Annotated in this window: 24 protein-coding genes; 13 read left to right on the forward strand and 11 right to left on the reverse strand. The window is 71.0% G+C overall.

Annotated elements, in window-relative coordinates:
- Positions 1 to 11 precede the first annotated feature (11 nt).
- The gene (locus C8D81_RS11680; protein ID WP_094431375.1) at positions 12 to 929 is read left to right on the forward strand and encodes a LysR family transcriptional regulator; all 918 of its coding nucleotides are present in this window, start codon (positions 12 to 14) and stop codon (positions 927 to 929) included.
- A gap of 119 nt (positions 930 to 1048) precedes the next feature.
- On the opposite strand, the gene C8D81_RS11685 is transcribed toward C8D81_RS11680, so the two are convergent.
- The 6 genes from C8D81_RS11685 to C8D81_RS11710 form a co-directional block, all read right to left on the reverse strand.
- Complete coding sequence (locus tag C8D81_RS11685; protein WP_094431372.1) at positions 1049 to 2941, reverse strand: CocE/NonD family hydrolase; 1893 nt, start codon at positions 2939 to 2941, stop codon at positions 1049 to 1051.
- A gap of 137 nt (positions 2942 to 3078) precedes the next feature.
- Positions 3079 to 3555 (reverse strand): GNAT family N-acetyltransferase, encoded by a 477-nt coding sequence (locus C8D81_RS11690; RefSeq protein WP_166646789.1) that lies wholly within the window; start codon positions 3553 to 3555, stop codon positions 3079 to 3081.
- Positions 3552 to 4067 carry a GNAT family N-acetyltransferase gene (locus tag C8D81_RS11695; RefSeq protein ID WP_229119579.1) on the reverse strand — a complete coding sequence of 172 codons (516 nt, stop codon included), beginning with the start codon at positions 4065 to 4067 and terminating at the stop codon, positions 3552 to 3554. Before C8D81_RS11695 ends, C8D81_RS11690 begins: the two co-directional genes overlap by 4 nt.
- Entirely contained in the window at positions 4064 to 5782 is a 1719-nt protein-coding gene (locus C8D81_RS11700; protein WP_094356863.1) for an FAD-binding oxidoreductase, read from the reverse strand. Before C8D81_RS11700 ends, C8D81_RS11695 begins: the two co-directional genes overlap by 4 nt.
- A complete protein-coding gene (locus C8D81_RS11705) occupies positions 5779 to 6564 on the reverse strand; it encodes a lysophospholipid acyltransferase family protein (protein WP_407644072.1) in 786 nt (261 codons plus the stop codon). Before C8D81_RS11705 ends, C8D81_RS11700 begins: the two co-directional genes overlap by 4 nt.
- A 21-nt stretch (positions 6565 to 6585) precedes the next feature.
- Positions 6586 to 7353, reverse strand: coding sequence for an SDR family NAD(P)-dependent oxidoreductase (locus C8D81_RS11710; RefSeq protein ID WP_094356862.1), 768 nt, complete (start codon positions 7351 to 7353; stop codon positions 6586 to 6588).
- Positions 7354 to 7432: 79 nt separating this feature from the next.
- On the opposite strand from C8D81_RS11710, the gene C8D81_RS11715 reads away from it, so the two are divergent.
- Positions 7433 to 8473 carry a hypothetical protein gene (locus C8D81_RS11715; RefSeq protein ID WP_094431370.1) on the forward strand — a complete coding sequence of 347 codons (1041 nt, stop codon included), beginning with the start codon at positions 7433 to 7435 and terminating at the stop codon, positions 8471 to 8473.
- Between the two features lie 4 nt (positions 8474 to 8477).
- Here the strand turns inward: C8D81_RS11715 and C8D81_RS11720 are convergent, their stop codons facing one another.
- The 3 genes from C8D81_RS11720 to hemG all read right to left on the reverse strand — a co-directional run bounded on the left by C8D81_RS11720 (position 8478) and on the right by hemG (position 12173).
- Positions 8478 to 9266, reverse strand: coding sequence for a deoxyribonuclease IV (locus C8D81_RS11720; protein ID WP_094431368.1), 789 nt, complete (start codon positions 9264 to 9266; stop codon positions 8478 to 8480).
- Positions 9267 to 9378: 112 nt separating this feature from the next.
- Positions 9379 to 10833, reverse strand: coding sequence for a cobyric acid synthase (locus C8D81_RS11725; RefSeq protein WP_094431366.1), 1455 nt, complete (start codon positions 10831 to 10833; stop codon positions 9379 to 9381).
- A complete protein-coding gene (gene hemG, locus C8D81_RS11730) occupies positions 10830 to 12173 on the reverse strand; it encodes a protoporphyrinogen oxidase (protein ID WP_166646790.1) in 1344 nt (447 codons plus the stop codon). The genes C8D81_RS11725 and hemG overlap by 4 nt, the downstream gene beginning before the upstream one ends.
- An 88-nt stretch (positions 12174 to 12261) precedes the next feature.
- On the opposite strand from hemG, the gene C8D81_RS21585 reads away from it, so the two are divergent.
- On the forward strand, positions 12262 to 12531 hold the full coding sequence (locus C8D81_RS21585) for a hypothetical protein (RefSeq protein ID WP_166646791.1): 270 nt from the start codon (positions 12262 to 12264) through the stop codon (positions 12529 to 12531).
- 192 nt (positions 12532 to 12723) lie between these two features.
- On the opposite strand, the gene ric is transcribed toward C8D81_RS21585, so the two are convergent.
- Together ric and C8D81_RS11740 are read right to left on the reverse strand one after the other, a co-directional pair.
- A complete protein-coding gene (gene ric, locus C8D81_RS11735; RefSeq protein ID WP_166646792.1) occupies positions 12724 to 13425 on the reverse strand; it encodes an iron-sulfur cluster repair di-iron protein in 702 nt (233 codons plus the stop codon).
- Positions 13388 to 13837, reverse strand: a complete 450-nt coding sequence (locus tag C8D81_RS11740; protein WP_208109240.1) for an RrF2 family transcriptional regulator — start codon at positions 13835 to 13837, stop codon at positions 13388 to 13390. The genes ric and C8D81_RS11740 overlap by 38 nt, the downstream gene beginning before the upstream one ends.
- Before the next feature lie 218 nt (positions 13838 to 14055).
- On the opposite strand from C8D81_RS11740, the gene C8D81_RS11745 reads away from it, so the two are divergent.
- From C8D81_RS11745 to C8D81_RS21270, 10 genes are all read left to right on the forward strand, one after another.
- A complete protein-coding gene (locus tag C8D81_RS11745) occupies positions 14056 to 14733 on the forward strand; it encodes an SAF domain-containing protein (RefSeq protein ID WP_094356856.1) in 678 nt (225 codons plus the stop codon).
- Between the two features lies 1 nt (position 14734).
- On the forward strand, positions 14735 to 15511 hold the full coding sequence (locus C8D81_RS11750) for a P-loop NTPase family protein (RefSeq protein ID WP_094356855.1): 777 nt from the start codon (positions 14735 to 14737) through the stop codon (positions 15509 to 15511).
- Complete coding sequence (locus tag C8D81_RS11755; protein ID WP_133626118.1) at positions 15508 to 16980, forward strand: CpaF family protein; 1473 nt, start codon at positions 15508 to 15510, stop codon at positions 16978 to 16980. Before C8D81_RS11750 ends, C8D81_RS11755 begins: the two co-directional genes overlap by 4 nt.
- Positions 16977 to 17882, forward strand: a complete 906-nt coding sequence (locus C8D81_RS11760; protein WP_133626119.1) for a type II secretion system F family protein — start codon at positions 16977 to 16979, stop codon at positions 17880 to 17882. The genes C8D81_RS11755 and C8D81_RS11760 overlap by 4 nt, the downstream gene beginning before the upstream one ends.
- Positions 17879 to 18775, forward strand: a complete 897-nt coding sequence (locus tag C8D81_RS11765) for a hypothetical protein (RefSeq protein ID WP_094431354.1) — start codon at positions 17879 to 17881, stop codon at positions 18773 to 18775. The genes C8D81_RS11760 and C8D81_RS11765 overlap by 4 nt, the downstream gene beginning before the upstream one ends.
- A gap of 79 nt (positions 18776 to 18854) precedes the next feature.
- The gene (locus C8D81_RS11770) at positions 18855 to 19058 is read left to right on the forward strand and encodes a hypothetical protein (protein WP_094426336.1); all 204 of its coding nucleotides are present in this window, start codon (positions 18855 to 18857) and stop codon (positions 19056 to 19058) included.
- A gap of 6 nt (positions 19059 to 19064) precedes the next feature.
- Positions 19065 to 19427: a TadE/TadG family type IV pilus assembly protein gene (locus C8D81_RS11775; RefSeq protein ID WP_094431351.1), complete on the forward strand. Its 363-nt coding sequence runs from the start codon at positions 19065 to 19067 to the stop codon at positions 19425 to 19427.
- Positions 19424 to 19864, forward strand: a complete 441-nt coding sequence (locus C8D81_RS11780; protein WP_133626120.1) for a TadE/TadG family type IV pilus assembly protein — start codon at positions 19424 to 19426, stop codon at positions 19862 to 19864. The genes C8D81_RS11775 and C8D81_RS11780 overlap by 4 nt, the downstream gene beginning before the upstream one ends.
- Entirely contained in the window at positions 19864 to 22596 is a 2733-nt protein-coding gene (locus C8D81_RS11785; RefSeq protein ID WP_133626121.1) for a LysM peptidoglycan-binding domain-containing protein, read from the forward strand. The genes C8D81_RS11780 and C8D81_RS11785 overlap by 1 nt, the downstream gene beginning before the upstream one ends.
- Positions 22597 to 22702: 106 nt before the next feature.
- The gene (locus C8D81_RS21270; protein ID WP_133626122.1) at positions 22703 to 24700 is read left to right on the forward strand and encodes a nucleoside/nucleotide kinase family protein; all 1998 of its coding nucleotides are present in this window, start codon (positions 22703 to 22705) and stop codon (positions 24698 to 24700) included.
- Positions 24701 to 24900: the final 200 nt, after the last annotated feature.

Here is a 24900-nt window from a genome sequence, read left to right on the forward strand (position 1 = left end):
AGCATCCCTTCATGGATCTTGCTCAGCTCGAAGCGCTCCGCGCGCTGGCCGAGTATGGGTCGGTGACCGATGCGGCGCTGGAGACCGGGCGTACGCCGAGCGCGGTTTCCCAACAGTTGAAGGCATTGCAGCGGTCGGTGGGTGCGCGGTTGGTCGAGCGCGACGGCCGCGGCGTCCGGCTGACCGACGCCGGGGCGGCCCTGGCCGCGGCCTCCCGCCGGGTCGCGGTGGCGATGGCGGAGTTGGAGGAGGAGTGGGCCGCGTGGCAGCAGGCCCCCGGTGGCACCGTGCGGGTGGCGACCTTCCACTCGGCCGGCGAACTGCTGCTCCCCGGGCTGCTCAACCGGCTCGGCGACCGGCCCGATCTGCGACTCGAACTCGCCGACCAGGACGTCTCCTCCGACAGCTTCGCCGCCCTCACCGGCCAGCACGACATCGTGATCGGCCACCGTGGTGACGACGCGATCCCCGCCGGCCGGGACCGGGTCGAGGTGCATCCGCTGTTCACCGAACCGGTCGATGTCGCGGTACCGGTCGATCACCGGTTGGCCGGCCGCTCCGGGGTGCGCGCGGCCGACGTCGTCGACGAGCCCTGGATCGGCGTACCACAAGGATTTCCGCTCGATCGGATCCTCACCGCGCTCGCCACCACCGCGGGCAACCCGGCCCGGGTGCGGCACCGCTCGGTGAACTTCCAGCTGGCCGAACGACTCGTCGCCACCGGGCACGGGGTGGCCCTGTTGCCGCGCCACACCACCGCGCTGCACGCCGTACCGGGGCTGGTGCTGCTGCCGGTCACCGATGTCCGGTTGCGCCGGCATGTCGAGGCGCTGGTCCATCCCGAACGCGGGGTACGCCGGGCGGTGCGCGCCGTGCTCACCGAGCTGACCGCCGAGGCCACCTCGATCGGGGCCGATACCGATGGATAGCGCACGCACTAGACATCCCTAGAAAAAGGTATCCGCCGGGCCCGGGGGCCCGGCGGATACCGGTGTCGGCGGCGTCGTCGCCGACTCAGCGCCCGGCCTCCCTCACCGCCCGGTCTCCCTCACCGCTTGGCCTCCTTCAGGGCGAAGGTGCCGTTGCCCGCCGGGATCGAACCGGTGTAGCGCTCCAGGTAGTAGTCCAGCCAGGGCGCCCGGCCACCGTGGGTCGGGATGTCGCCGGCCGGGTTCTGGGTGGCCAGGTCGAGCTTGGCCTGCTTGACCCGGATCGGCTGGTTGGTCGGGGTGACGATCCAGCTGCCGTTGCCGTCCACCGAGCCGATGCTGACCGCCAGGCTGTGCCCGGCCAGCAGCTTCCAGTCCTGCGACTTCAGCTCGAAGCTCAGCTCCCCGTCACCGGAGATCCGGGCCACGTTCTCGTTGAACATCACCGCCTGCCGGCTGCCGTCGGCCTGGGCGCCGGGGGAGACGTCCCACAGCCGCACCATCACCTGCGAGGAGGTGACACCCGGCGGCACGTCGACCTGCATGGTGACCTTCGGCGTACCGGTCAATCGGACGTCGTTCTTCACCGGTTGGCTGTAGCGGACGTAGCTGTCGGTGACCTCACCGGAGTTGCCCGGGTTGCCGGGTTTCGCGGGCTTGCGGGATCGGGCCTGTGCCGAGTTGCCGGGCGGGGCGTTCTCCATGTCCCACTTCTGACCGTTGCGCTGCCCCTGGGCCGCCTCGGTCGCCAGCGCCCGGGTGTCCCGGCCGGCGTCTATGAAGGTGCCGGACTGCAGGTTCACCGAGAAGTCGGTCCGCGGACCGGTCCAGGCGGCCTGCTGGCGCCAGCTGCCGTAGTTGTCCTGGACCGCGAAGTTCGGATCGATGACGCTCGGCTGGATGCCCTTGAGGTTCTTGTCATAGAAGCGCATCACCTCGTCGAACCAGCCCTCGCGGCCCATCTTGAGCCGACCGGCGCTGTCGGTCTCGTTGCCGCGCACGTGTTCCCACGGTCCCAACCAACCGCGTTCCTCACCGGTGTGGTTGTTCAGGTAGGTCTCCATCGCCTCGGGCTTGGTGTTGTTCTCCAGGAAGCCCTGGGTGACGATCAGCGGGGTGCTCGACCCGGCGGCCTGCGCGGCCAGGTTGCGCGCCTGCCAGTAGGGCGAGTTGTGGTCGGGATTGTTGTTGTTGCTCAGATTGTTCGCGAAGCACTGCGGATTCGACTTCTCGAAATCGGCGTTCTTCTTGTACCGATCGGTGTCGTCGGCCATCCCGGGCAGGCTCGCGATCGAGTTGTACGCCCGGGGCGTGCCGGTCACGTTCGGGCGCGGGACGCCGTTGCTGAACAGGTAGTTGTAGAGATCCCACACCGGTTCCTGGGCGACCACCGCCGACAGCCCGGGGGTGCCCAGGTTGTTGCCGATCAGGCCGGTGACGCCGTCGTAGGACTTGCCGTAGAGGCCGACCTTGCCGGTCGACCAGGGTTGGGTCGCCGACCAGCGGATCGCCGCGTCGACATCGGCCTGCTCCCCGGGGCCACCCCAGTCGAGACAGCCGGTGGAGCCGCCGAACCCGCGCAGGTCCACCAGCACCACGGTGTAGCCGCGCTCCATCAGCTGCCCGCCCTCGATCAGGTCGTTGAAGCGCTCGGAGGGGCCGGTCTGGCTGAACCCGTCGTCACCGGTCTGGCCGATATGGGCGAAGTAGGGCCCGACCGACAGGATCACCGGGGAGCGGTCGGTGGGCTTCAGGTTGGCGGGCCGCAGGATGTCGGCATGCAGTTCGACGCCGTCGGTGGAGCCGAAGTAGTCCTCGCTCCAGGCGGCGCCGTCGGGCACCCGGTCGTTCTGTGCGTTGGTGATGCCCGGGGCGGCACCCACCGGCGCGGGTGCCGCGGCGGTGTCGGTGGCGGCCGGCGGTGCGGCGTACGCCAGCGCGGGGCCAATTCCCAGCGTCAGGGGTCCCAGCGTCAGGGCCGCGGTGGCGGCCAGCAGGGGTCGGCGGAGCATGGAGGTGCACCTTTCGTCGTGCCACAACGGTGTGGCTGGGGTGTGACGTGTGTCAGCAACCTAATCGGTGCTCCCCCGACTGTCCATGGTCTGACCAGTGTCGTTCGGGTTGAGCGTGGTGCGGGGCGACGCCCGCGTCAGAGGTCGATCCGGTACCGCAGCTTCGCCGGATGGGGCGGGTACTCGGTCGCCTCCACGGTGCCGTCACCGACCCAGCCGTGCTTGGCATAGAAGGCCCGGGCGCGATGGTTCTCGGCCAGCACCCAGAGCCGGGCGCTGGCGTACCCGCGCTCGGCGATCGTCCGCAATCCCTGCTGCAGCAGGCGATGCGCCAATCCGGTACCGGCCTCGGTGGCGAGCACGCCGAGGTGGTCGATCCAGTCCTCATGGGTGGCGCAGTAGCCCAGGCCGGTCCCGTCGCGTTCGGCCCACCAGATCAGGTACGCCGGATCGGCCAGTTCGCGGTGCCACTTCGCCCGGATCTCCTGCACCGGAAAGGGAAACTCCGCCGGCGGGAAGATGTGCGCGAACGCCGGGGTGGTGATCCGCTGCTCCAGCAGCGCGCCGGCATCGGCGTCGGCGGGGCCGGCCGGCCGCAGCGTCGCGGCGCTCACCCGTCGGCGAGCGCGGCCAGGGCCGCACCGGTGAGCCGCTGCGAGGTCCACTCGCTCAACGGCAGCGCGCCGATCGAGCGATAGAACGCGATCGACGGTTCGTTCCAGTCGAGCACCGTCCACTCCAACCGCGGATAGCCGCGCTGCACGCACAGCTGCGCCAGCGAGGCGATGAGTGCCTTGCCGTAACCCTGCCCGCGCTGGGATTCGTCGACCCACAGGTCCTCCAGCCAGATGCCGTGCCGGCCGGTCCAGGTGGAGTAGGTGAGGAACCAGACCGCGATCCCGACGATCCCGCCGTCGCGCTCGACGACGTGCGCGAATGCCTTCGGCTCGGTGCCGAACAGCGTCTCGGTGAGCTGCGCCTCGGTGTTCGCCACGGCGTCGGGTTCCCGCTCATAGGTCGCGAGCTGTTGGATGCAGCGCAGGATCCCGGCCGCGTCACCGGCGACCGCGGGACGCAGCACCGCCCCGCCGGTCAGCGTGCGCGGCGGCAGCGGGGCAGTGGTCACCGCCCGCCCTGCTGGTGCTCCGAGGACAGCACCGAGATGCCCGGCTTTCCTTCGTGCACGATCTTTCCGGGGTTCAGATTGCCCTTCGGGTCGACCCCGTCGAACAGTTCGCCGATCATTCGCTCACCGGCCGGGGAGACGTCCTGGCTCATCCACGGGGCGTGCTCCAGACCCACCCCGTGGTGGTGGGACAGGGTGCCGGAGGAGTCGATGAAGGACTGCTGGATGGCCCGCTTCACGTGGTCGTACTTGTCCAGCACCTGCTCGGAGTCGTCGGCGATCGCGAAGGTGAAATAGAGGCAGGCGCCGGAGTGGTAGTTGTGCGAGAGGTGGCACATGATGTAGCCCTGCGAGCCCACCTCGGCCATCGCCTCCTCGGCGGCGGCGATCGTGTTGTCATACAGCGGTTCCAGCTTGGAATAGGGTGCCGCGGTCTCCGACACGTCCGCCGCCGCGCCCCGGTCCAGCAGGAAGTCGCGCAGGTAGGGGGTGTCGAACTTCTTCTGGTCATAGAGCGCGCCGGGGCCCTTGCCGACGACCATGCCGCCGTGCTCGGTGACGAGCTCCTTGACCAGCTGCTTCTGCCGGGCGACGTGCGCCTTGGAGCCCTCGAAGCCGATGAAGCTCATGCACAGCTTGTCCAGATCCCAGCCGCGGCGCTGCAACAGCTTGAAGATCGCCTCGGTGGCGTACTTCTTGACGCCCTTCTGCTTCTTCTGGGTGGCGAAGGAGAAGGCGGTCTCGCGGGGATCGGAGACCCGGGCCACGATCACCTGGGCCTCGGACTTGCTGATCGCCTGCATCGCGCGCAGCGCCCGGGACCAGTCGGGGAAGAAGTACGCCAGCACCACCCGCTCCTCGGGCAGCCGGTGCACGTTCACCCAGGCCTCGGTGATCACGCCGAGCCGGCCCTCCGAGCCGAGGATCATCTCCCGCACGCTCGGGCCGGTGGAGGTGGCCGGTAGCGGGTTGAGCACCAGCACGTCCCCCGGCTGCACCATCCGCAGCCCGCGGGTGACATCGCCGATGTCGCCGTACTTGTCGGACTGCATGCCCGAGGACCGGGTGGCGATCCAGCCGCCGAGGGTGGAGTGGGTGAAGGAATCGGGGAAGTGGCCCATCGTCCAGCCGCGCCGGTTCAGCTGCTCCTCCAGCGCCGGGCCGAGCGCGCCGGCCTGGATCCGGGCCAGCCCGGCCTCCTCGTCGATCTCCAGCACCTTGTTCAACCGGCCCAGATCCAGCGAGACGACCTGGCGGTCCTCACCGGCCAGCGGCTCCAGGGCGCCGACGATGTTGGACCCGCCGCCGAAGGGGATCAGCACCGCATCGGCCTCGACCACCGCGTCGACGACCCGGCGTACCTGCTCCTCGTCGGCGGGGTAGACGACCACATCGGGCACCCGCTTGAGCTGGCTGCGGCGCATCCGGATCAGGTCCCGGACGGACTTGCCGAAGGTGTGCACCACCCGGTCCATGTCCTCGGTGACCACATATTTCTCACCGAGCGCGTCGACGAGCTGGCCGCGCAGCGGGTCGCCGAGCCGGGAGGCGGGCACCTCGATCTCGTCGAAGGCCGGCGGCCGGCCGGCGGGGGCATCCAGATCCAGGCCGACCTTCTCCAGCACGAACGGCGCGAAGTTCGGCTTGTCCTCGTGGTGGAAAGCGACGCCGTCGACACCCCAACCCCACCACTTCATGTGCTTGACGCCGTTCATTGGTCGTTCTCCTTCTCATCGGGCGAATCGAGGCTCCTGGTCATCTTCTCCGCCAGCGCGGCCTCTTCGTAGTCCTGCATCCGCGGCAGGCCGACGGCCTGGGCGGTGGTGTCGTGCAGTTCGCGGATGTAGCTCGCGATCCGCTCCGAGAACTGGTGTGCGGTCTCGCCGGGCTCGGCCCACATCGGATCGCCGAAGACGACGTGCACCGACGGGCGACCCCAGCGCGGCAGGCTGGCGCCGCGCGGCATCGCCAGCGCCGCACCGACCAGGGCGACCGGGAGGCAGGGCACATTGCGGGAGATGCACAGCGCCGCGACCCCGGGGGTGAACCGGCCCATCGCCTTGGTCCTGGAGCGGGTGCCCTCGGGGAAGAGCAGCAGCGGTACGCCGTCGTTGAGCAGGTGGCCGGACATGCCGCGGGACCGGGAGCCGCGCTCACCCTTCTGCCGCTGGCTGAAGCCGCGTTCCACCGGGAAGGCGTTGAAGAACAGCGAGGTGGGGGCGCGCCGCCAGAAGGATTCGAAGAAGTAGTCGGCGGCCGCCCCGGTGGCCAGATGCCGGGACAGCCGGCGCGGCAGGCCGCCGATGATCAGCGGGGAGTCGAGGTGGGAGGAGTGGTTGGAGACCACGATGAAGGGGTCGGACAGGTCACGCAGCCGCTCCCGGCCGTGCACCGTGACGTCCACCAGGCCCCACACCGCGGGCTTCAGCATCAGCTGCTGGGCCACGAATCGCGCCGCCCGATGGCCACGCGAGGTGTAGCGCCCTCTTTCACTCACCGCCACAGACTAGTGCCCCCTTCAGTGCCGCCGGGAGGTCAGCCTGGCCGAGATCGTGCGGATCACCGACCGCGGCAGGAACTTGGCCACCGTGATCGCGGTCTTCCACAGCGGGGTCGGCACCGAGATCACCCGGCCGCGGTCCAGGTCGACGAGCGCGTCGGCGACCAGCCGGTCCGCATCGATCCAGGCCCAGCTGGGGATCGAGCTGGCGTTGATGTTGGCCCGATCGTGGAATTCGGTGTGCACCCAACCGGGGCAGAGCGCGGTCACCGTCACCCCGGTGCCGCGGAGCTGGGTGGCCAGGCTCTCGGAATAGCTGGTCACCCAGGCCTTGATCGCCGAATAGTGGCCCATCGCGACGAAACCGGCGGTGGAGGAGGTGTTCAGGATCCGGCCGTGCCCGCGGGCCTTCATCGCCCGGGCGGCCGCGCCACCGAGAACCAGCACCGCCCGGCACATCACGTCCAGGGCCCGCTCATCGACGGCGGTGTCGGGGTTGAGCAGGTTGGAGCTGAGCCCGAAACCGGCGTTGTTGATCAGCACCTCGATCGGCCGGTCCGGGTCCTCGAGCCGGTCCGCGACCCGCTGGGTCTGCTCCCGGTCGGCCAGATCGGCGGTCAGCGTCTCCACCTCGACCCCGTAGCTGCTGCGCAGCTCCGCGGCGTAGGTCGCCAGTCGGTCGGCGTCGCGGGCGACGAGCACCAGATCGTCGCCGCGGGCGGCGAGCTGGCGGGCGAAGGTCGCGCCGATACCGGCCGTTCCTCCGGTGATCAGGGCAGTGGGCATGCCCGCACCCTATCGACGCCGGTACGCCGGGTGCGAGCCGTGACCACTGGCGGCGTACCGGCGGCGTATCGTGCCGGGGGTGGCCGATGACCAGTCCGAGGCGGTGCGCGCGGATCCCGCGCTCGCATGGCACTACACCAACGGGCCGGGGCTGATCTCGATCCTGCGGTCGCACACCCTGTGGGCCACGTCGGCGGCCTTCCTGAACGATCGGCACGAGGTGCAACTGGGGGGCCGGCTGATCGCCGAGCGGGCCGCCGCCCGGGCGGCCGGGCAGGGGCGGCCGGAACTGGACGAGCGGCTGCGGCGGATCTCCGAGGACGGGCTGGGGCCGGCAGCGTCCCGGTTCTACATCCTGTCGGCATCCCAGTTGTGGGATTCGCTGGCGATGTGGCGGCTCTACGGCGGCGCGCAGGAGTCGTACGCGATCGGGCTGGACACCCGCGAGCCGCTATCGGTGCTGAGCGGACGGTCGACCGGTGCGGACGACCCCGGCCCGGTACCGGGGTTGTTCCTGCAGCGGCAGAGCTGGGCCCCGGTCCGCTACACCCCCGAGCGGCAGGCCGAACTCGCCGACACCGTGCTGGACGGGATGGACGCCCAGCTCGCCGAGCTGCGCACCCTCGGCATCGACCCCGGGCAGGTGCCGGATTCGGCCGCCGATCGGGAGGCCGCTGAACCCGACCCGCGCGATCGCTTCGACACCCAGTTGCCGGCCGCAGTGCGGGACAAGATGGCCGCGCTGTTCGAGGACATGCAGCAGGCGCTGCTGCTGATCAACCATCCCGGCTTCATCGACGAGCGGGAGACCCGCTACTCGCTGATCCTGCAGGCCCACCCGGGGTTTGCGGAGGCGGTGCGGGCCGAGGACGCGGCGCTGAACTACCGGCCGACCGGCTACGGCATCGCGCCCTACCTGCGGCTCACCGGCGCGGCACCGGGTCCGGCCGAGCGGACCGGCAGCCTGACCTCGACCGCGCGCGCCCTGCCGGTCCGGGCCGTGGCGATCTCCCCCTCACCCAACGGTGCGGTCGCCGCCGACTCGGTACGCCGGTTGCTGGCAGCGTCCGGTTACGGGGAGGTACCGGTGCTGCGGTCGGAGATCCCGTTCCGCGGTTGAGTGCTCAGACGCGTTCGCGCAGCCAGTCCAGGTCGGCGCGGTGTTCGTCGACCCCGCCCGGGGTCTCCAGCATCAGCGGTGCCCCGGCGAGCCGGCAGACCTCCGCCAGGCCCTCGGGATCACAGTTCCCGCTGCCCAGGTTGGCGTGCCGGTCGGCGCCGGAGTCGAAGTCGTCGCGGGAGTCGTTGATGTGCACCAGGTCGATCCGGCCGGTGATCTCCTGCACCCGGCCGACCAGGCCGAGCAGTTCGTTGCCGCCGGCGTGTGCATGACAGGTGTCCAGGCAGAAACCGACCTGGTCGCCGCCCTCGGCGGAGAGCACCGCGGCCCAGAGCCGCTCGATCCGCTCCAGGTGCCGGGCCATCGCGTTACTGCCGCCGGCGGTGTTCTCGATCAGCACCGGCACCGGCATCTCCAGCCCGTCGATCGCCTTGCGCCAGTTGTCGAAGCCCTTCTCCGGATCGTCCTTGGCGCCGAGATGTCCGCCGTGCACGATCACCCCGGCGGCGCCGACCTCGGCGGCCAGGTTGACGTGCTGCTGCAGCAGCTTGCGGCTGGGGATCCGGATCCGGTTGTTGAAGGTGGCGACGTTGAGCACATAGGGAGCGTGCACATAGAGCGTCACCCCGGCATCGGCCGCGGCCTGCCTGAGCCCGTCCGCACCCCCGGCGTACGACACCACCGGCGCCTTCCAGCCCTGCGGATCCCCCAGGAAGAACTGGGCCACGTCGGCGCCTCGCGCCACCGCCTCGGCCACCGGATCGGTCTGTTCGACATGGGCTCCCATCAACATGCCGCCGACTCTAGCGAGCCGCCCCGACACCCACCCCGACACGAAGATGTCAGGGGTTATGCACGGTCGCAAGGGGGTCCGACCATGAGGTTGGACCCAAGAGATCAAAAGGTCAGGCGGGCAGGCCGAGTACGCCCGGGTCGAGGTGTGCGTCGATCGCGTCGGCGACCCGGTTCAGCATCGTCTCCCGACGCTCCGCGAACCCGGGTACGCCCGCAGCGGGCCGCCAGTCCGATCCGGACTCGGCCGCGATCCGGCTCAGCCAGGCCCGCCGGAAGGCATCGGATTCGAAGCAGCCGTGCCACATCGTCCCCCACAGCGGACCGAGCCGCAGCCCACCGGGGAACGGATCGGCCTCGGCCACCGGGGCCACCGACCCGTGATGGACCTCGTACCCGGCCACCTCCAGACCCTGCCAGACACCCCTCGGCAGCCCGAGGGTCTTCTCCGCGGTGAACGTCACCCGGGTCGGCAACAGCCCCAACCCGGGCACCAGACCGGCACCGGATTCGACCGGGTCGTCCAGGGTGTCGGCGAACATCTGGAAGCCACCGCAGATGCCCAGCACCGGACGGCCCAGGCGGACCCGCTCGGCGATCGCCTCGGCGAGTCCGCGTTCGCGCAGCCAGCCCAGATCGCTGACGGTGGCGCGACTGCCCGGCAGCACCACCAGGTCGGCACCGAGCACCGTCGCCGGGCTCGCGGTGACCAGCACCTCGACCCCCGGTTCGGCGGCCAGCGCCTCCACATCGGTGGCGTTCGAGACCCGCGGCAACCGGACCACCGCCACCCGCAGGCTGCCCTCACCCGGGCGTACCGCCGCCTCGCTCCAGCGGTCCGGCCGCAGCGCATCCTCGGAGTCGATCCAGACCTCGGCCAGCCAGGGCAGCACCCCGGCGAACGGGACACCGGTGCGGGCGGTGATCTCGTCCAGGCCGGGTTGCAGCACCGCCTCGTCGCCGCGGAATCGGTTCACCACAAAGGATCTCAGCAGTTTCTGGTCGGCCGGATCCAGCAGCGCCCAGGTGCCGTAGAGGGCGGCCAGCAGCCCGCCGCGGTCGATGTCGCCGACCACGCTCACCGGCAGCCCGAATCGTCGCGCCAGGCCGAGATTCACATAGTCACCGCGACGCAGGTTGATCTCCGCCGGGCTGCCCGCACCCTCGCAGATCACGACGTCGAAGTCGGCGGAAAGCTCTTCGTAGGCGGCGAATGCGGCCTCCGCCAGGTGCTGCCGGCCGGTTGCATAGTCACCGGCCTCCAGGGTCTCGGCGGCCCGGCCCCGGAGCACCACGAACGCGCGCCGATCGCTGCCCGGTTTGAGCAGCACCGGGTTCATCGCCGAGCTGGGTGCCACTTGGGCGGCGACGGCCTGGGTCCACTGCGCCCGACCGATCTCGACCGCACCGCCGTCCGGATCCAGGCACACCATCGAGTTGTTCGACATGTTCTGCGCCTTGAACGGTGCGACCCGGATTCCCTTCCTGGCAAGGGATCGGCAGATGCCGGCGACCAGCAGCGACTTGCCGGCATCGGAGTTCGTACCGGCGATCAGCAGCCCGCTCACTCGTCGACCTGGGCGGCGGCGGCCTGGGCGGACTTCACCACCGAGGGCATGCCGAGCCCGTCGAAGGCCGACCCGACCAGGCGTACGCCGCTGCCGGTCAGCCGCTCCCGCACGCTCGCGATCCGGGCCGCATGCCCGACCTCGAGCTGCGGGTACGCGCCGTTCCAGCGGGTGACCAGGCTGTCGAGCGGCCGCTCGGCGATCCCGGTGAGCTCGGCGACCTCCTTGTGCACCTGGCGGGCGATCGCGGTGTCGTCGTGCAGGTCGAGCACATCGCTGCCGGCGCGGCCGGCGGAGGCCCGGATCACGAAGACCTCGTCGGAGGACAGGTGCTGCCACTTGCGGGAGAGGAAGGTGGCGGCCTTCACCATCCGACCGGAGCGGGAGTTCAGCAACAATCCGTTTCCGCCTGCCAGGGTTGGATTCTTCGCGACCGCGGCCGGATAGGCGAGCACGATGGTGGCCACGTCGGCGACCCGGCCGAGCGCGAGCTCGGCGGCGACCTCGGGGTGGTGCGGGGCGAGCAGGTCACCGGCCACCCGGGCCGGGACGGCGAGCAGCACCTCGTCGGCGACCAGCGTCTCGCCGTCGGTGACCACCTGCCACTCGGCCCCGGTACGCCGCAGCTCCCGCGCCGGCGTACCGACCCGTACCGGCGCCTCGGCCGCCAATGCGTCGACCAGCCGCCGCAGGCCGTCGTCGAAGGAGGCGAACATCGGCACCTTCGCCGCACCCGGTGGCGGGGTGGGCCGCTTGCGCAGCACCAGCGAGCGACCCTCCCGGGCCACCGGCAGCAACTGGGGGGCGGTGGAGACCAGGCTGAGCCGATCCACATCACCGGCGTGCAGGTTGCCGAGCAGCGGGTCGACGAAGGTCTCGGTCACGGCCCGGCCGAAGCGCCGGCTGGTGAAGGCACCGACCGATAGGTCACCGGAGATCTTCCGCGCGAACAGCGGCTCCATCCCGGCGCGGGCGAGCGCGATCGGGGAGAGCAGTCCGGAGCGGATCACCGGCCCGAGCCGGGTGGGGCCGGTGGGCCCGACGCCGGCCGGCAGCGGGGTCAGCCCGCGCCGGGTGTGCAGCCAGGAGCTGCCGGGATTGGCGCCGACGACGGACTCGGTGAGCCCGAGTGAATCGACCAGGGCGGCGAGCTGCGGGGCGCCCAGGTGCATCGCCTCGGCGCCCACGTCGACCGGGAGCCCGCGGAAGTCCACGGTGCGGACCTGACCACCGACCCGGTCACCGGCCTCCAGCACGCTCACCGGATGACCCCGGTCGATCAGTTCCCGGGCCGCGACCAGCCCGGCCAGTCCGGCTCCGACGATGACGATGCGCTTCACCCCGGCGAGGTTACTCGGGAAATCGGGACCTCGATCCCAGGTCGAAGCGGGGCTGCTCGGATCACCGCTGCTGAGGTAGCCTGAATCCATGAGGCGCACACCCAGAAGGCCCCTGCGGGTCAAGGCCCGGACGCAGCCGCGCGTCCCGGTGGCCGCGCTCGCCGCCGCGCTGTTCGCCTTCGTCGCCCTGACGCTGGTCGCGCTGCTGGGCCAGGGCACAGTCACCGGTTCGGGGCTGCTCGCCGACACCGGTTCCAGCCTGAGTGCGTGGGGCCTCGGCGCGATCGCGGTGATCGTGCTCGTCGGCATCGCCTGCTTGGTGATCGGCCGGCTGCGCGGGAACTCCCACACCGACTGACGCACACCGCACAGACGCGGAGAGCCGCCCAGGACTCGAGGTCTCGGGCGGCTCACGCTTTGGACGGCCCTGCCAGTGCGCCTCTCGGCGAGTGGCCGCTCGCAGCGGCTATGGGTTGGGGCCCGGGGCATGTCCAGGACCGTCGCTGGGTACAACTGTCGGCCGTCCGGTTTTGTTCCCGGGTGGCGCGAGTCATTCGGCGTAGGCCAGGACCCGCGGGAAGAGCACGTTGTTCTCCTTGTGCACGTGCTCGTGCAGATCGCGCTCCATCCGCGCGAGCCGCTGCATCACCTGCTGATAGGACTGGCACCCGTCCGCCGGCGTACGGAAACCGTCGGTCAGTCCATGCAGCTCGGTGAACAGCTCACCGACGTAGTCGTGCTCGCGGAGCATCTGGGTGATCGGGCTGCGCAGTGCCGTCGCGAGCGGCCCCCGGTCACCGGGGGCGAGCGCGTCGAGCCGCTGCAACCGGGGGAAGATGATCCGCTCCTCCTTGAACAGGTGCGGTTCCAGGTCCGCCATCGCCAGCCGGTACGCCTCAGCGACTCGGGCCAGTTCGTGGTGCCGGGTGCCGTGCACCCGGTGCACCTTGTCCAGCAGGGTGCCGAGCGGACCCATCTCCCGCCACAGGTAGCGGTGGTGCACCTCGATGATGTGGGCCGCCAGGGCCCCGACATCCAGCGACTGCCATTCGGGGGCCGGTTCGGGATCGGGCAGGTTCAGTGCGGAGGCGACCAGCTCGGCGTCCAACTCCGCGGCCGCGCAGGCCTCCCCGAGTGTGCGGGCCCCGCCACAGCAGTAGTCGAGCCCGAAGCTCTCCAGTACGCGCGCCCGGCGCGGGTCCGCGGTGACCAGGTCACCCAATTGCTGGGTGACCGGAATCGCTGTGCTCATGGGTCTTCCTTCCATCGGTGCCGGGCAGTCGGGCCTGCCAACTGGCGGCGGGGGTGTTCGCGAGGTCGTGCAGCAACGCACCGCGGGCTCTGCTCCACGCCTGGTGGACGACGCAGGGGGTCAACCCACCGCAGGGCCGGTCGACGACCACGCACTGTCCGGTGTCGGTGGGTCCGTCGACGGCCTCGATGACCTCCAACACGCTCAATCGCCCGGCCTCCGGGTGCAGCAGATATCCGCCGCTGGGCCCGGGCTCGGAGCGGACGAATCCGGCCTTGACCAGCGGATTGACCACCTGCGCGACGAAACCGGGGGTGGTGTCGAGTGCCGCGGCCAGGGCGCCGGACTTCAGCCGGCCGCGCTCGGTCAGCACGGTGATCGCCTGCACTGCGAGCTCGGCTCGCCGCGTCACCTCTAGTCTCATAGTAGGAGACTAAACAATTCATCGGGTGGGGTGCAGCAGGTCAGACCACAAACCGCCACGCCGTCCAATAAGGTAACGATTCGGTCACGGCCCGGGCCACCGACTATCCGCTGTGAACCGGCACACACCAGTGTTGCTCCCACGACGAGGCCTCACCCCGGGCCCGTGCGACCACGGTTGCGGGGCAGGTGACTCCAGGGGGGACGATGACCGCAACCAGTGACCAGACATCGTCCTTCGCCGCGGCCGACATCGGCCGACCCGAAACCCCCGCGGGCCGGTTACGAGCCCGTCGACAACCCCGGTGGATGGCGGCCGGTGTGTTGGCGATCGCGCTCGGCGGACTCGGGGCGACCCTGCTCTGGCAGGAACTCACCACCGCCCAGCAGGTGGTCGTGGTGCAGCGCACCATTCCGCGTGGCGAACCGATCCGCGCCGGTGACCTGCGCGCGGTCGAGGTCGGCAGCATCTCCGAGGTCTCCACCGTTCCGGCTGCCGAGATCCCTTCCCTGGTTGGGAAACGGGCGTTGGTCGACCTGTCCGAGGGATCGATGCTGCCGAACGGTGCGGTGGGTACGCCCAGTCTGGACCGCGGCGTCACCCAGGTCGGGCTCAAACTTGCCCCGGGGCGGTTGCCGAGCGGCGAACTGCCCCAGGGCACCCCGGTCCGTCTGGTTCCCCTGGAGGACCAGCGGCAGGGCCCGGGGCAGAGCGCGGCACCGCTGCCTGCGGTGATCACCGCCAGCATCGCCTCACCCCCGCGGACCGGGCCGGACGGCGTCGCCACCCTCCTCGACGTCCGCGTCGACCAGGCCCTGGCCCAGCAGGTGGCCGAGCTCGCGGCCGCCGAACGGCTCGCCCTGGTCAAGGAAGCCGGTCGGTGAGATGGCGCTGCTGCTGCTCACCTCCGCGGCCGGTGCTCCGGGAGTCACGACCACCGCGCTGGGGCTGGCGCTGCACTGGTCGGGGGACTCGTTGCTGGTCGATGCCGACCGGCAGCCCTCGCAGGCGATCCTCGCCGGGCACCTGCACGGCGTCTCCGGTCTGGGCCGCGGCCTGACCGGTCTCGCCCGGGTGCAACGGGAGCGTCGTCCGCTGGCCGCCGAGCTGACCGTGCACTGCCTGCGGCTGGGCAGCGCGGACGAGGAGCACCGCCGGATGCTGCTGCCCGGCTTCAGCCATCCCGGCGCGCCGGCGCTCTTCGGCCCCGTCTGGGGTGAACTCGCCGACACCCTGCACCGGCTCTCCCTCGGTGGCACCGGTGTGGTGGTCGACGCCGGTCGGATCGGTGAGGGCCTGCCCGCCCCGCTCGCCGCGGCCGCCGATGTGGTCCTGGTGGTCACCCGCTGCACGCTGCGGCAGCTCGCCGGCGTACGCCTCCAGCTGCCGGTGCTGCAGCAGCGGATCGACCAGCTCGGCTCCGGAACCGCGCTCGGACTGCTGCTGATCGGCCCCGGGAATCCCTATGGGGCCAAGGAGATCGCCGAACAGTTCGGCGTCGAGGTCTGGGCGAGTCTGCCGGAGGATCCGGCTGCGGCCCGGGTCTGGTCCGATGGTGACCCGGCACCTCGCCGCTTCACCCATTCCCCACTGGTGAAGGGAATCCGCTCGGCCGTGTCCTCCCTGGCGATCCGCACCCAGACCACCCAGGTCCGCTCATGAGCAGCGGGCCGCAGGTTCGCCTGGACCAGGTCGAACTGTTCCATGCACCGGTGCTCGACCCCAGCAGCGCCCCCGGGCTGATCACCGGCATCCCCACCGCGTTCAGTCCCGACCAGCTCGCCGAGACCCACCGCCCCGTGCGCCGCGCCGAGGGAGCGGTGGACTGGGGCCTGGTGGTGGCGCTGCGGCGTACCGCCGGCACGCGGATCACCGAACAGCTGCAGCACGAGGCGGATCAGCAACGACCGCTGAGCGAATCGGATCGACGTCGGATGAGCCACGCCACGATCCGCCGGGTGGTGCACGAACGCGCCGAGCAGTTGCAGGCCGAGGGCCAGGCGATGTGGTCCACCGAGCTCGAGGAGGCGTACACCCGCGCGGTGGAGAGCGCGATGTTCGGTTACGGCCGGTTGCAACCGCTGTTCGAGATCGCCGAGGCCGAGAACATCGAGATCCACGGGCACGACTCGGTGGTCGTGCAATACGCCGACGGCACCCGCCGCAGCCATCCACCGGTCGCGGACAGCGACGACGAACTGGTCGAGGCGATCCGCTTCCTCGGTGAGCAGGCCAGCCCGAGCAGGCCCTTCGACGACGCACATCCCACCATGACCCTGGCGCTGGGCGACCGTTTCCGGTTGCACGCCATCGGTTTCGGACTGGCCTTCCGGCCCTCGGTCACGATCCGGCAGCACACCCTGGTCGATGTCACCCTGCCCGATCTGGTCGCTGCGGGCATGCTGCCCGAGGCGGTCGCACGCTATCTGCACGCGGCCATCCAGGACCGGCGGTCGATCGTCATCTCCGGTGACCAGGGCGCGGGCAAGACCACCCTGCTCCGCGCCCTGATCGCGGCGATCCCCGACACTGAACGATTCGGGACGATCGAGACCGACTACGAACTGCTCACCCATCTGCAGCCGACCCGCCGCAACATGATCGCCCTGCAGGCGCGGATCGGCCTCGGGGAACGCCAGGACGGTCGGCCGCTCGGTGAATACACGGTGGCCGATCTGCTGCCCGAGGCGCTGCGGCAGAACCTGACCCGGATCGTCGTCGGCGAGGTGCGCGGCGTCGAGGCGGCGGCCATGTTCGAGGCGATGAGCGCCGGGGCCGGCACGATGAGCACCACCCACTCCCACTCGGCCTCGGCGACGATGGACCGGTTGGCGATGCGGATCGCCCAGGGCGGGTCCCTGCAGATGGCCGATGCCTACCGCCAGATCGCGCACAACATCGGCTTCCTGGTGCACGTGACGCTCATCGACGACACCTGGCGCGGTGGGACCCGGCAGCGGTTCGTCTCCGAGATCCGCCAGCTCACCGGCACCTTCGAGGGTGAGCGGCCCACCACCCATCTGTGCTACCGCAGTCTCGGCCCGGGTGACCCGGAGACCTTCTTCCGGCCCGATCCGCTGACCAGCCAGGAACTCGCCCGGTACGCCGCCGCCTGGCCGGGGCGGTCGTGAACGCCGCACTCGCGGCCGCCGTGGGCGCGCTGCTGGCGGCGGGAATCCTGATGCTGGTCCACGGTCTGATCCCGCGACCGGTCGCCGAAACCTCATCCAGCAGGGAAAACCTGGCACAGCGCTGGGCGCGGCTCAGCCGGCGACCGCCTGGACCCAGGGGTCGGCGCCGGGACCGGTTGCTGCTCATCGCACTGGGTGCCGGGCTGATCGGCTACCTGGCCACCGGGTGGCTGCTGCTGATCCCGCTGGCGCCCCTGCTGGTGCTCGGTATCCCTTATCTGCTGGGTGATCCGCCCAATCGCGAGGTCGAACTGCTCGGTGCGCTGGATCGCTGGGTGCGGTCGCTGGCGGCGACGCTGCCGATCGGCCAGTCGATCGTCGATGCCATCCGCGGTTCGGTGCGGACCGCCCCCGAACTGCTCGTACCACACCTGCGGCACCTGGTCGGCCGGCTCGATCAGCGGTGGAGCACCCGCGACGCGCTCACCGAGCTCGCGGACCGGTTGCACAGTCCCGATGCCGATGCGGTGCTGGCCGCGCTGACCCTGGCCGCGCATCGGGGTGGCACCGGCGCCACGCTGACCCTGAACGAGCTCTCCGATTCGATCAGCGAACGGCTGAAAGCCCTGCGAGACATCGAATCCGAGCGGGCGAAGCCGCGGGTCGTGGTACGCCAGGTCACGGTGATCAGCGTGCTCGTGCTCGGCGGCGCGCTGCTCACCGGGGGTGAGTTCTTCGCGCCCTATCGGACCCCGCTGGGTCAGTTGATCCTGGCCGTGCTGCTCGCCGCCTACGTCGCTGCCCTCGTCGCGATGCGGCGGATGACCGCGCCGGTCCGCCGGGAACGGATCCTCACCTCCGGCCAACAGGCCGCCGATCGGGTCGAGACGGGCGCGGAATGACCGGCCAGCAGCTCTCCGGACTGGTCCTGCTCACCGGCATGCTGATCGCCGGCGGACTGGCCGCGGTGGCGTACGGTCTGCGTCGCAGCCATCCCCGGTTGGCCGATGCGCTGGCCGAACTGGACGGCCACCCCGCCGGTGGTGTGACGGCCCCGACGGCGAGCGCGACCCGGGGCAGTGAACGGGCCGGGCTGTGGCTCTACCAGCACAGCCCGATTCCGTTGCACAGCAGCCAATTGCGGCTGCTCGAGCTGCGCAACAAGTCGGTGGCCGAGTTCTTCGCCGACAAACTCGTGCTGGCGCTGCTCGGGCTGTGCGTGCCGACGATCCTCGGTGCGGTCTTCACCATCGCGGTCGGCATCCCGGTGACCGTACCGGCGGTGCTCGCCCTGGTCGGGATGCTGGCCGGCTGGTTCGCGCCCGATGTCCAGCTGCAGCGCGCCGGCGAACGATCGCGCAGCGACGCCCAGGAGGCACTGTTCAGCTACTTCGATCTGGTCACCCTGGAACGGTTGGCGAATCGGTCGGCGACCCAGTCGCTGCAGTCGGCGGCGATGGCCTCGGACCATCCGTTGTTCCTGGCGATCCGCGGCGCCCTGCTGCGTGCCCGGCTGGAGCAGCAGGCACCGTACGCCGAGCTGCGCCGGCTGGCCGACCGGCTCCGGTTGCCGCAGCTCGCCGACATCGCCGATGTGATGCAGCTGGACGAACAGGGTGCGGCGGTGGCGGGCACGTTGCGGGCCCGGGTACGCGAGCTGCGCGACGCGCACCTCACCGAGGCCCGGATCGCCGCCCACGCGGTGAGCGAACGGATGACCGTGTTCATGGCGATCCCCGCGATGGTGTTCGGTCTGATCTTCCTGGTACCCCCACTGATTCGGCTGATCGGCTGACATCGACCCCCAGAAATCGGCCTGTAGAGGGTGGGAGCACTCAGCAACCACCCGGGGCCCGCACCGAAGGAGACCAACGATGACCCGCACCAATCCGCTGCACCTGTTGCTCGGGGTCCTGCTGACCCTCGCCGCGATGGGTGGCAGCGCGCCGCCCAGGCGCGACGAGCGGGGCCTGTCGCAGTCGACGGAGAACGCGATCCTGCTGGCGGGGGCGGTGACGATCGCCGGTCTGGTGATCGCGGCGGTCACCGTCTATGTGCAGGGCAAACTGCCCAAGTGAGCCATCGTGCACACCAGGGATGAGCGGGGCCTCAGCGAATCGGTGCAGTGGGCCATGCTCACCCCGGTGCTGCTGCTCACCCTGCTCGGCGGCATCCAGGCGGGCCTGTGGTGGCACGGCCGGAACACCGTGCTGCATGCCGCCGCGGCGGCGGCCGAGGCGGAGTCCGCGCTCGGCAGCGGGCAGGGTGCCGGGTCGAGCGCAGCGGCATCGATCGCGGCCGCGGGCGGGCTCACCGGTGTGGAGGTCTCGGTACGCCGCAGCTCCTCCACCGTGGATGTCGAGGTCACCGGCCGGATCCCCCTGCTCGTCGACCTCGGCATGAGCCGGGTCACCGAACGGGCCAGCTCACCGGTGGAGCACCGATGAGGCGCCGCGATGAGGCCGATCGCCGGGGTGAGCGCGGGGCGACCGCGCTCGAGGTCGCGGTGCTGACACCGGTGGTGCTGATGGTGGTGGCGGTGATGGTCGGCGGTGCCCGGGTCTGGTTCGCCCGTGCCGCGGTCGCCGATGTCGCGCACAGTGCCGCGCGGGCCGCCTCCTTGGCCCGCGATCCCGGGGCCGCACGGCAGCAGGCCCAGGCGGCGGCCGCCACCGGATTGTCCACCGCGGGGCTGCGCTGCACCGGGCGGTCGGTCAGCGTCGACGTCAGCGGTTTCGCGGTCGCGGTGGGTACGCCGGCCCAGGTCACCGCGCGGGTGCAGTGCCGGGTCGAGCTGGCCGACCTGATCGGGTTCGGGCTGCCCGGTTCGGTGGACGCCTCCGCCGAGGCCGTCTCGGCGCTGGACACCTACCGGAGGCGCTGATGCGATTCGTCCGCGGCCTGCTCGCCCTCGCGCTGCTGCTCGGCACGATCGGCGGCGCGCCCTGGCTGCTGCTCCGCGCCGGCCGGCTGGGTGAGTTGGCCCGGTTGTCGACCGATTTCCCCGCCGTGCTGCTCACCCCGGACAACGGCACCCTGCTGCTCGGTGTGCTCACCCTCCTCGGCTGGCTCGCCTGGGGTGTGTTCTCCCTGTCGGTGCTCGGTGAGCTGCTCGGGATGCTCAGCGGGCGGCGGATCCGGGTCCGGCTACCGGGTCTCTCCCGCCCGCAGGCCCTCGCCTCGGTGCTGCTGGTGAGCGTCGCGGCGATGCTCACCGCACCGGCGGCCACCGCATCGGCACTGCCACCCGAAGGAACCCACCCGGTGCCGACCCCCGACCATGTCGCCACCGCCGACCAGACCCCGACCCCGGCCTCGGAACCTGCCGCCGAACAGTGGCTGCGGCACCGGGTGCAGCGCGGGGAGAGCCTCTGGACGATCGCGGAACAACACTACGGTGACGGCCGGCAGTGGGCACGGATCGCCGAGGCCAATCCGTTCGTCACCGATCCCGACGAGATCGAGGTCGGCTGGTTGCTGAGCCTGCCCGGGATCCAACCGGCGCCGGCAGCGGAACCGGCACCCGACCCGCCACCGGCACCCGACCCGCCACCGGCGCCACCGCCGACCGCCACGCCGACACCGGGCACCGCACCCGCCCAGCTGTGCGCCATGCCGGCCGCGATACCGCCCCCGCCGGCCGCCGAACCGGTGGCGAACCAGACCCGGACGCCCGCGGACCCCGCGCTCACCCCCGCCGCACGGATCGCGTTGGCCGCCGCCGGGATCAGTTCGCTGACCGCGGCCGCCCTGCTCGGCCGGGTCGCGGTCCGCCGCCAGGTCCAGCTCACCCGGCGGCCACCCGGCCGGCAGCTGCTGCCGCCGACCCCGCCGCAACAACACCTGGAGAGCGCCCTCGGCCAGGCCCAGGATCCGCTCACCCTGACCACCCTGGACCTGGCGCTGCGCGCCCTCGGCCGGCACTACCGCGCGGCCGGGGAGCCGTTGCCGTCCCTCGGGGCGATCCTGGTCGGTGAGGACCGGATCAGCATCGCGGTGGACCGGATTCCGGGCACCCTGCCGGTCGGTTTCCACGCCGATGCCACCCACCTCTGGCTGGACGCGACCGGGGCCACCGAGCTGGCCGGGCTCGGGCTCGAGGGTGAACCCTGCCCCTATCCCAGCGTGGTCTGCCTGGGCGAGCTGCCCGACGACCGGTTGCTGCTGCACGATCTGGAGACCATCGGCCTGCTCGGGCTGGCCGGTGATACGGAACCGGTGGCCGGCGTGCTCGACGCACTGCTGCTGGAGCTGGGTTGTTCCTGGTGGGGAGCGGGCCAGTCGATCACCGTGATCGGTGCCGACGCGGCCCTGCCCGAGGCGGTCGGTGAGGTCGGCATCCGGGTGTCACCCACCCTGTCCCCGGTGCTCGACGAGCTGGAGGCCGAACGGGCCCGCCGGCCCGACACCGACCGCCATCCCCGCGATCTGCGCACCCGGCCGGAGTTGGCGGAGGCGTGGCGACCGCGGGTGCTGCTGATCCACGATCCGCTCGCCGCCGGTGAACTGGAACGGCTCTCCGCCCTGACCGAGGCCCGCCTGCTGATCGCGGTGGTCGCCGATCCGCGGATCCCGGGCGCCGAGATCCGTACCGCGCCCGAGCTGTCGGTGCTGCCGAACGGGATCGAGTTCCGCGCCCAGCAGTTGGGCGCGCAGACCCGGGCCAACCTGGTCGGGCTGCTGGAGCGTACCGATGCCACCGTGACCCGGCCTGCGCCGTGGTGGTCCGCCCCGGTCGAGGAGTACGCCGAATCGCCCGACCCCTACCCGAACGTCACCCCACTGGGCCCGAGGCGGGCCGATCCGAGCACCGAGGAGCCCGCTGCCATGGACGCCCACGAACCGACCCTGCACCCAACCGCGACCCGGACGAGCGCCGCCGCGCACCCGCTGGTCCTGTTGATGGGCCCGGTCGAGCTGGTCGGCGCCCGCGGTGAGACGCCCACCCGGGCCCGCCGGCAGTGCATCGAATACTGCGCCTGGCTGTTGGAGAACCCGAACGCCACCTCGGCGATGATGGCCAACGCGCTGTTCGTCGCCGAGGGCACCCGGCGCTCCAACATGAGCCGGCTCCGTGCCTGGCTGGGTGACGACGGCGCCGGCGAACCCTATCTGCCGGACGCCTATTCCGGACGGATCTCCTTGCACAGTGCGGTTTCCTCGGACTGGCAGCGCATCCAGCTGCTCACCTTCGGTGGCATCGACCGGTGCGCCGAGGGCAACCTGGTGCAGGCCCTGGAGCTGGTCCGCGGCGCCCCGATCGCCGACGCCGCACCCGGGCAGTGGCACTGGGCCGAGGAGTTGCGGACCGATATCGCCTCGATGGTCCGCGACATCGGTCTGGTGCTCGGCGCGCGGGCGCTGGAGCGCGGGGACCTCGACCTGGCCCGCTGGGCGGCCAACCGGGCCCTGATCGCCGCCCCGGAGGACGAGCGGCTGCTCTGCCTGCGGGTGCGCATCGAGCACCGTGCCAACAACCCTGCCGAGGTGGAACGGCTGGCGCTGCGGATGGTCCGGCATGCCCGCCGGCTCAACATCGACCTGGACGAGGAGACCGTGGAGCTGCTGCAACAGGTGATGGAGGGTCAGCCCCGCAGCCGGGGCCTGCTCGCCTGAGGAGTGGTGCGATCCATCGAGCCCTCGGGCCATCCATCGAGTGCTGCAGCGCGCGACGGGTGCACCTGGGATTCGATGGATCGCCCTACCCCGTAGATTCGCTGGGGTGCGAGTGACCGTTCAGGAGTTGGCAGACCGGGTGCGCCGTTGGATCCGACCCGGAGAGCGGCGCATTCTGGGGATCACCGGGCCGCCGGGGACCGGGAAGTCCCATCTGGCCGGGGCACTGGCGGCCGCCCTCGGCGACCGGGCGGTGCTGGTCGGGATGGATGCCTTCCACCTGGCGAACACCGAACTGGTACGCCTCGGCCGCCGGGATCGCAAGGGGGCTCCGGACACCTTCGATACCGACGGTTACCTCGCCCTGCTGGGCCGGCTCCGCGACCAGCGCACCGGCACGATCTACGCCCCGGTGTTCGATCGCAGCATCGAGACCGTCATCGGCAGCGCCATCCCGATCCCGGTCGAGGTGCCGCTGGTGATCACCGAGGGCAACTATCTGGTGCACGACGACGAAGCGTGGGTGGAGGTCCGCGGGGTGCTCGATGAGGTCTGGTACCTCGACACCCCCGCCACCGAGCGCGCGCGTAGGCTGCTGGGACGGCGCCGTTCGTTCGGGTACGCCACCGAGCAGGCCGCTTCGTGGGTGCGCGACGTGGACGCCGTCAACGCCGAAGTCGTCGAGCAGAGCCGGGAAAGGGCTGACCTGATCGTGCAACTGGACAACGAACCCACCCCACTCACCGCGGCGAACCTGCCACGGTTCACCGCACCCGTCACCGCCCCCGACTATCCGCGCGACCCGGAAGGGATCAAGGTCGTGCACTTCGGCGTCGGCGGATTCCACCGCGCCCACCAGGCGATGTATTTCGACGCACTCCTCGCCCGCGGCGAGCACTGGGGAATCTGCGGTGTCGGCACGCTGCCGCAGGACACCGCGATCCGCGACGCGCTGAACGCCCAGGACCAGCTCTACACACTGCTCACCGTCGCCCCCGACGGCCGCGAAACCGTCCGGATCATCGGTTCGCACTTCGCCCACCTGCACGCCCCCGACGACCCCGCCGCGGTGATCGAACGACTGGCCCACCCGGACACCCGGATCGTCACCCTGACCATCACCGAGGGCGGTTACGGCGTCGACGATGCCACCCCCGACAGCGTACTCGGGCTGATCACCACCGGCCTGGCCACCCGCCGCGAACGCGGGCTGCCGGCGTACTCGGTCGTCTCCTGCGACAACATCCTGCACAACGGGCGGGTGGCCCGGGAGGCCATTCTCGGGTACGCCGCCCGGACCGATCCCGAGCTCGCCGACTGGATCGCCGACAATGTCGCCTTCCCGAACTCGATGGTCGATCGGATCACCCCCGCGACCAGCGAGGAGGTCCGCGCGGACGTCGCCGCGCTGGGTATCGGCGATCGGTGGCCGGTGCGCTCGGAATCCTTCACCCAGTGGGTGATCGAGGATTCGTTCAGCAACGGTCGGCCCGAGCTGGCTGCGCTCGCGGAGGCCGGCGTCCAGGTCGTCGAGGACGTCACCCCCTACGAGATGATGAAGCTGCGGCTGCTGAACGCCTCGCACCAGGTGATCGGACAGCTCGGCCTGCTCGCCGGTGCCACCGAGGTGCACGAGGTGATGCGCGATCCGAAGTTCGCGGAGTTCGTGGACGGCTATCTCCGCGAGGAGGGGCTGCCGACCCTGCCGGAGGTGCCGGGAATCGATCTGGATCGCTACTGCACCCAGCTGCTGGAACGCTACGGCAGCGAGGCGGTGCGCGACACCCTGGAACGGTTGGTGACCGACGCCTCCGATCGGATCTCGACCTTCCTGTTGCCGGTGATCGCCGACCAGCTCGCCGGCGACGGCCGCATCGAACGCAGCACGCTGACCATCGCTGCCTGGTGCCAGCGGCTCGCCTCCGGGGTCGAGATCAACGACCGCCGACGCGACGAGGTGGTCGCCGCCGCCCAGCGCGACGAGCAGACCCCCGGTGCCTTCCTCGACCTGCCGCTCTTCGGCGAGACCGGCCGCAATCCCAAGCTGCGTGAGGAATTCATCCGGGCCCGCGAACGGCTCCGGGTCGACCCGCACGTCGGCTGAGAGCCCACACGCTCAACCCCCGAGATGCGCCAGCGAGCGGGTCGAGATGAACGCCGCTCGGCCGCAGGGCGTCGCTCAGCCGGTACGCAGCGGAGGCTCATCTCGACACGCCCCGCGCTGCCTTGCTTCGCGGCGGCACCGCAGGGCTACTCGATGAGCGTCGGATCCCGCGGCACCGCAGGGCTACTCGATGAGCGTCG

Source organism: Enemella evansiae, from assembly GCF_004362375.1.
Lineage (GTDB): Bacteria > Actinomycetota > Actinomycetes > Propionibacteriales > Propionibacteriaceae > Enemella > Enemella evansiae.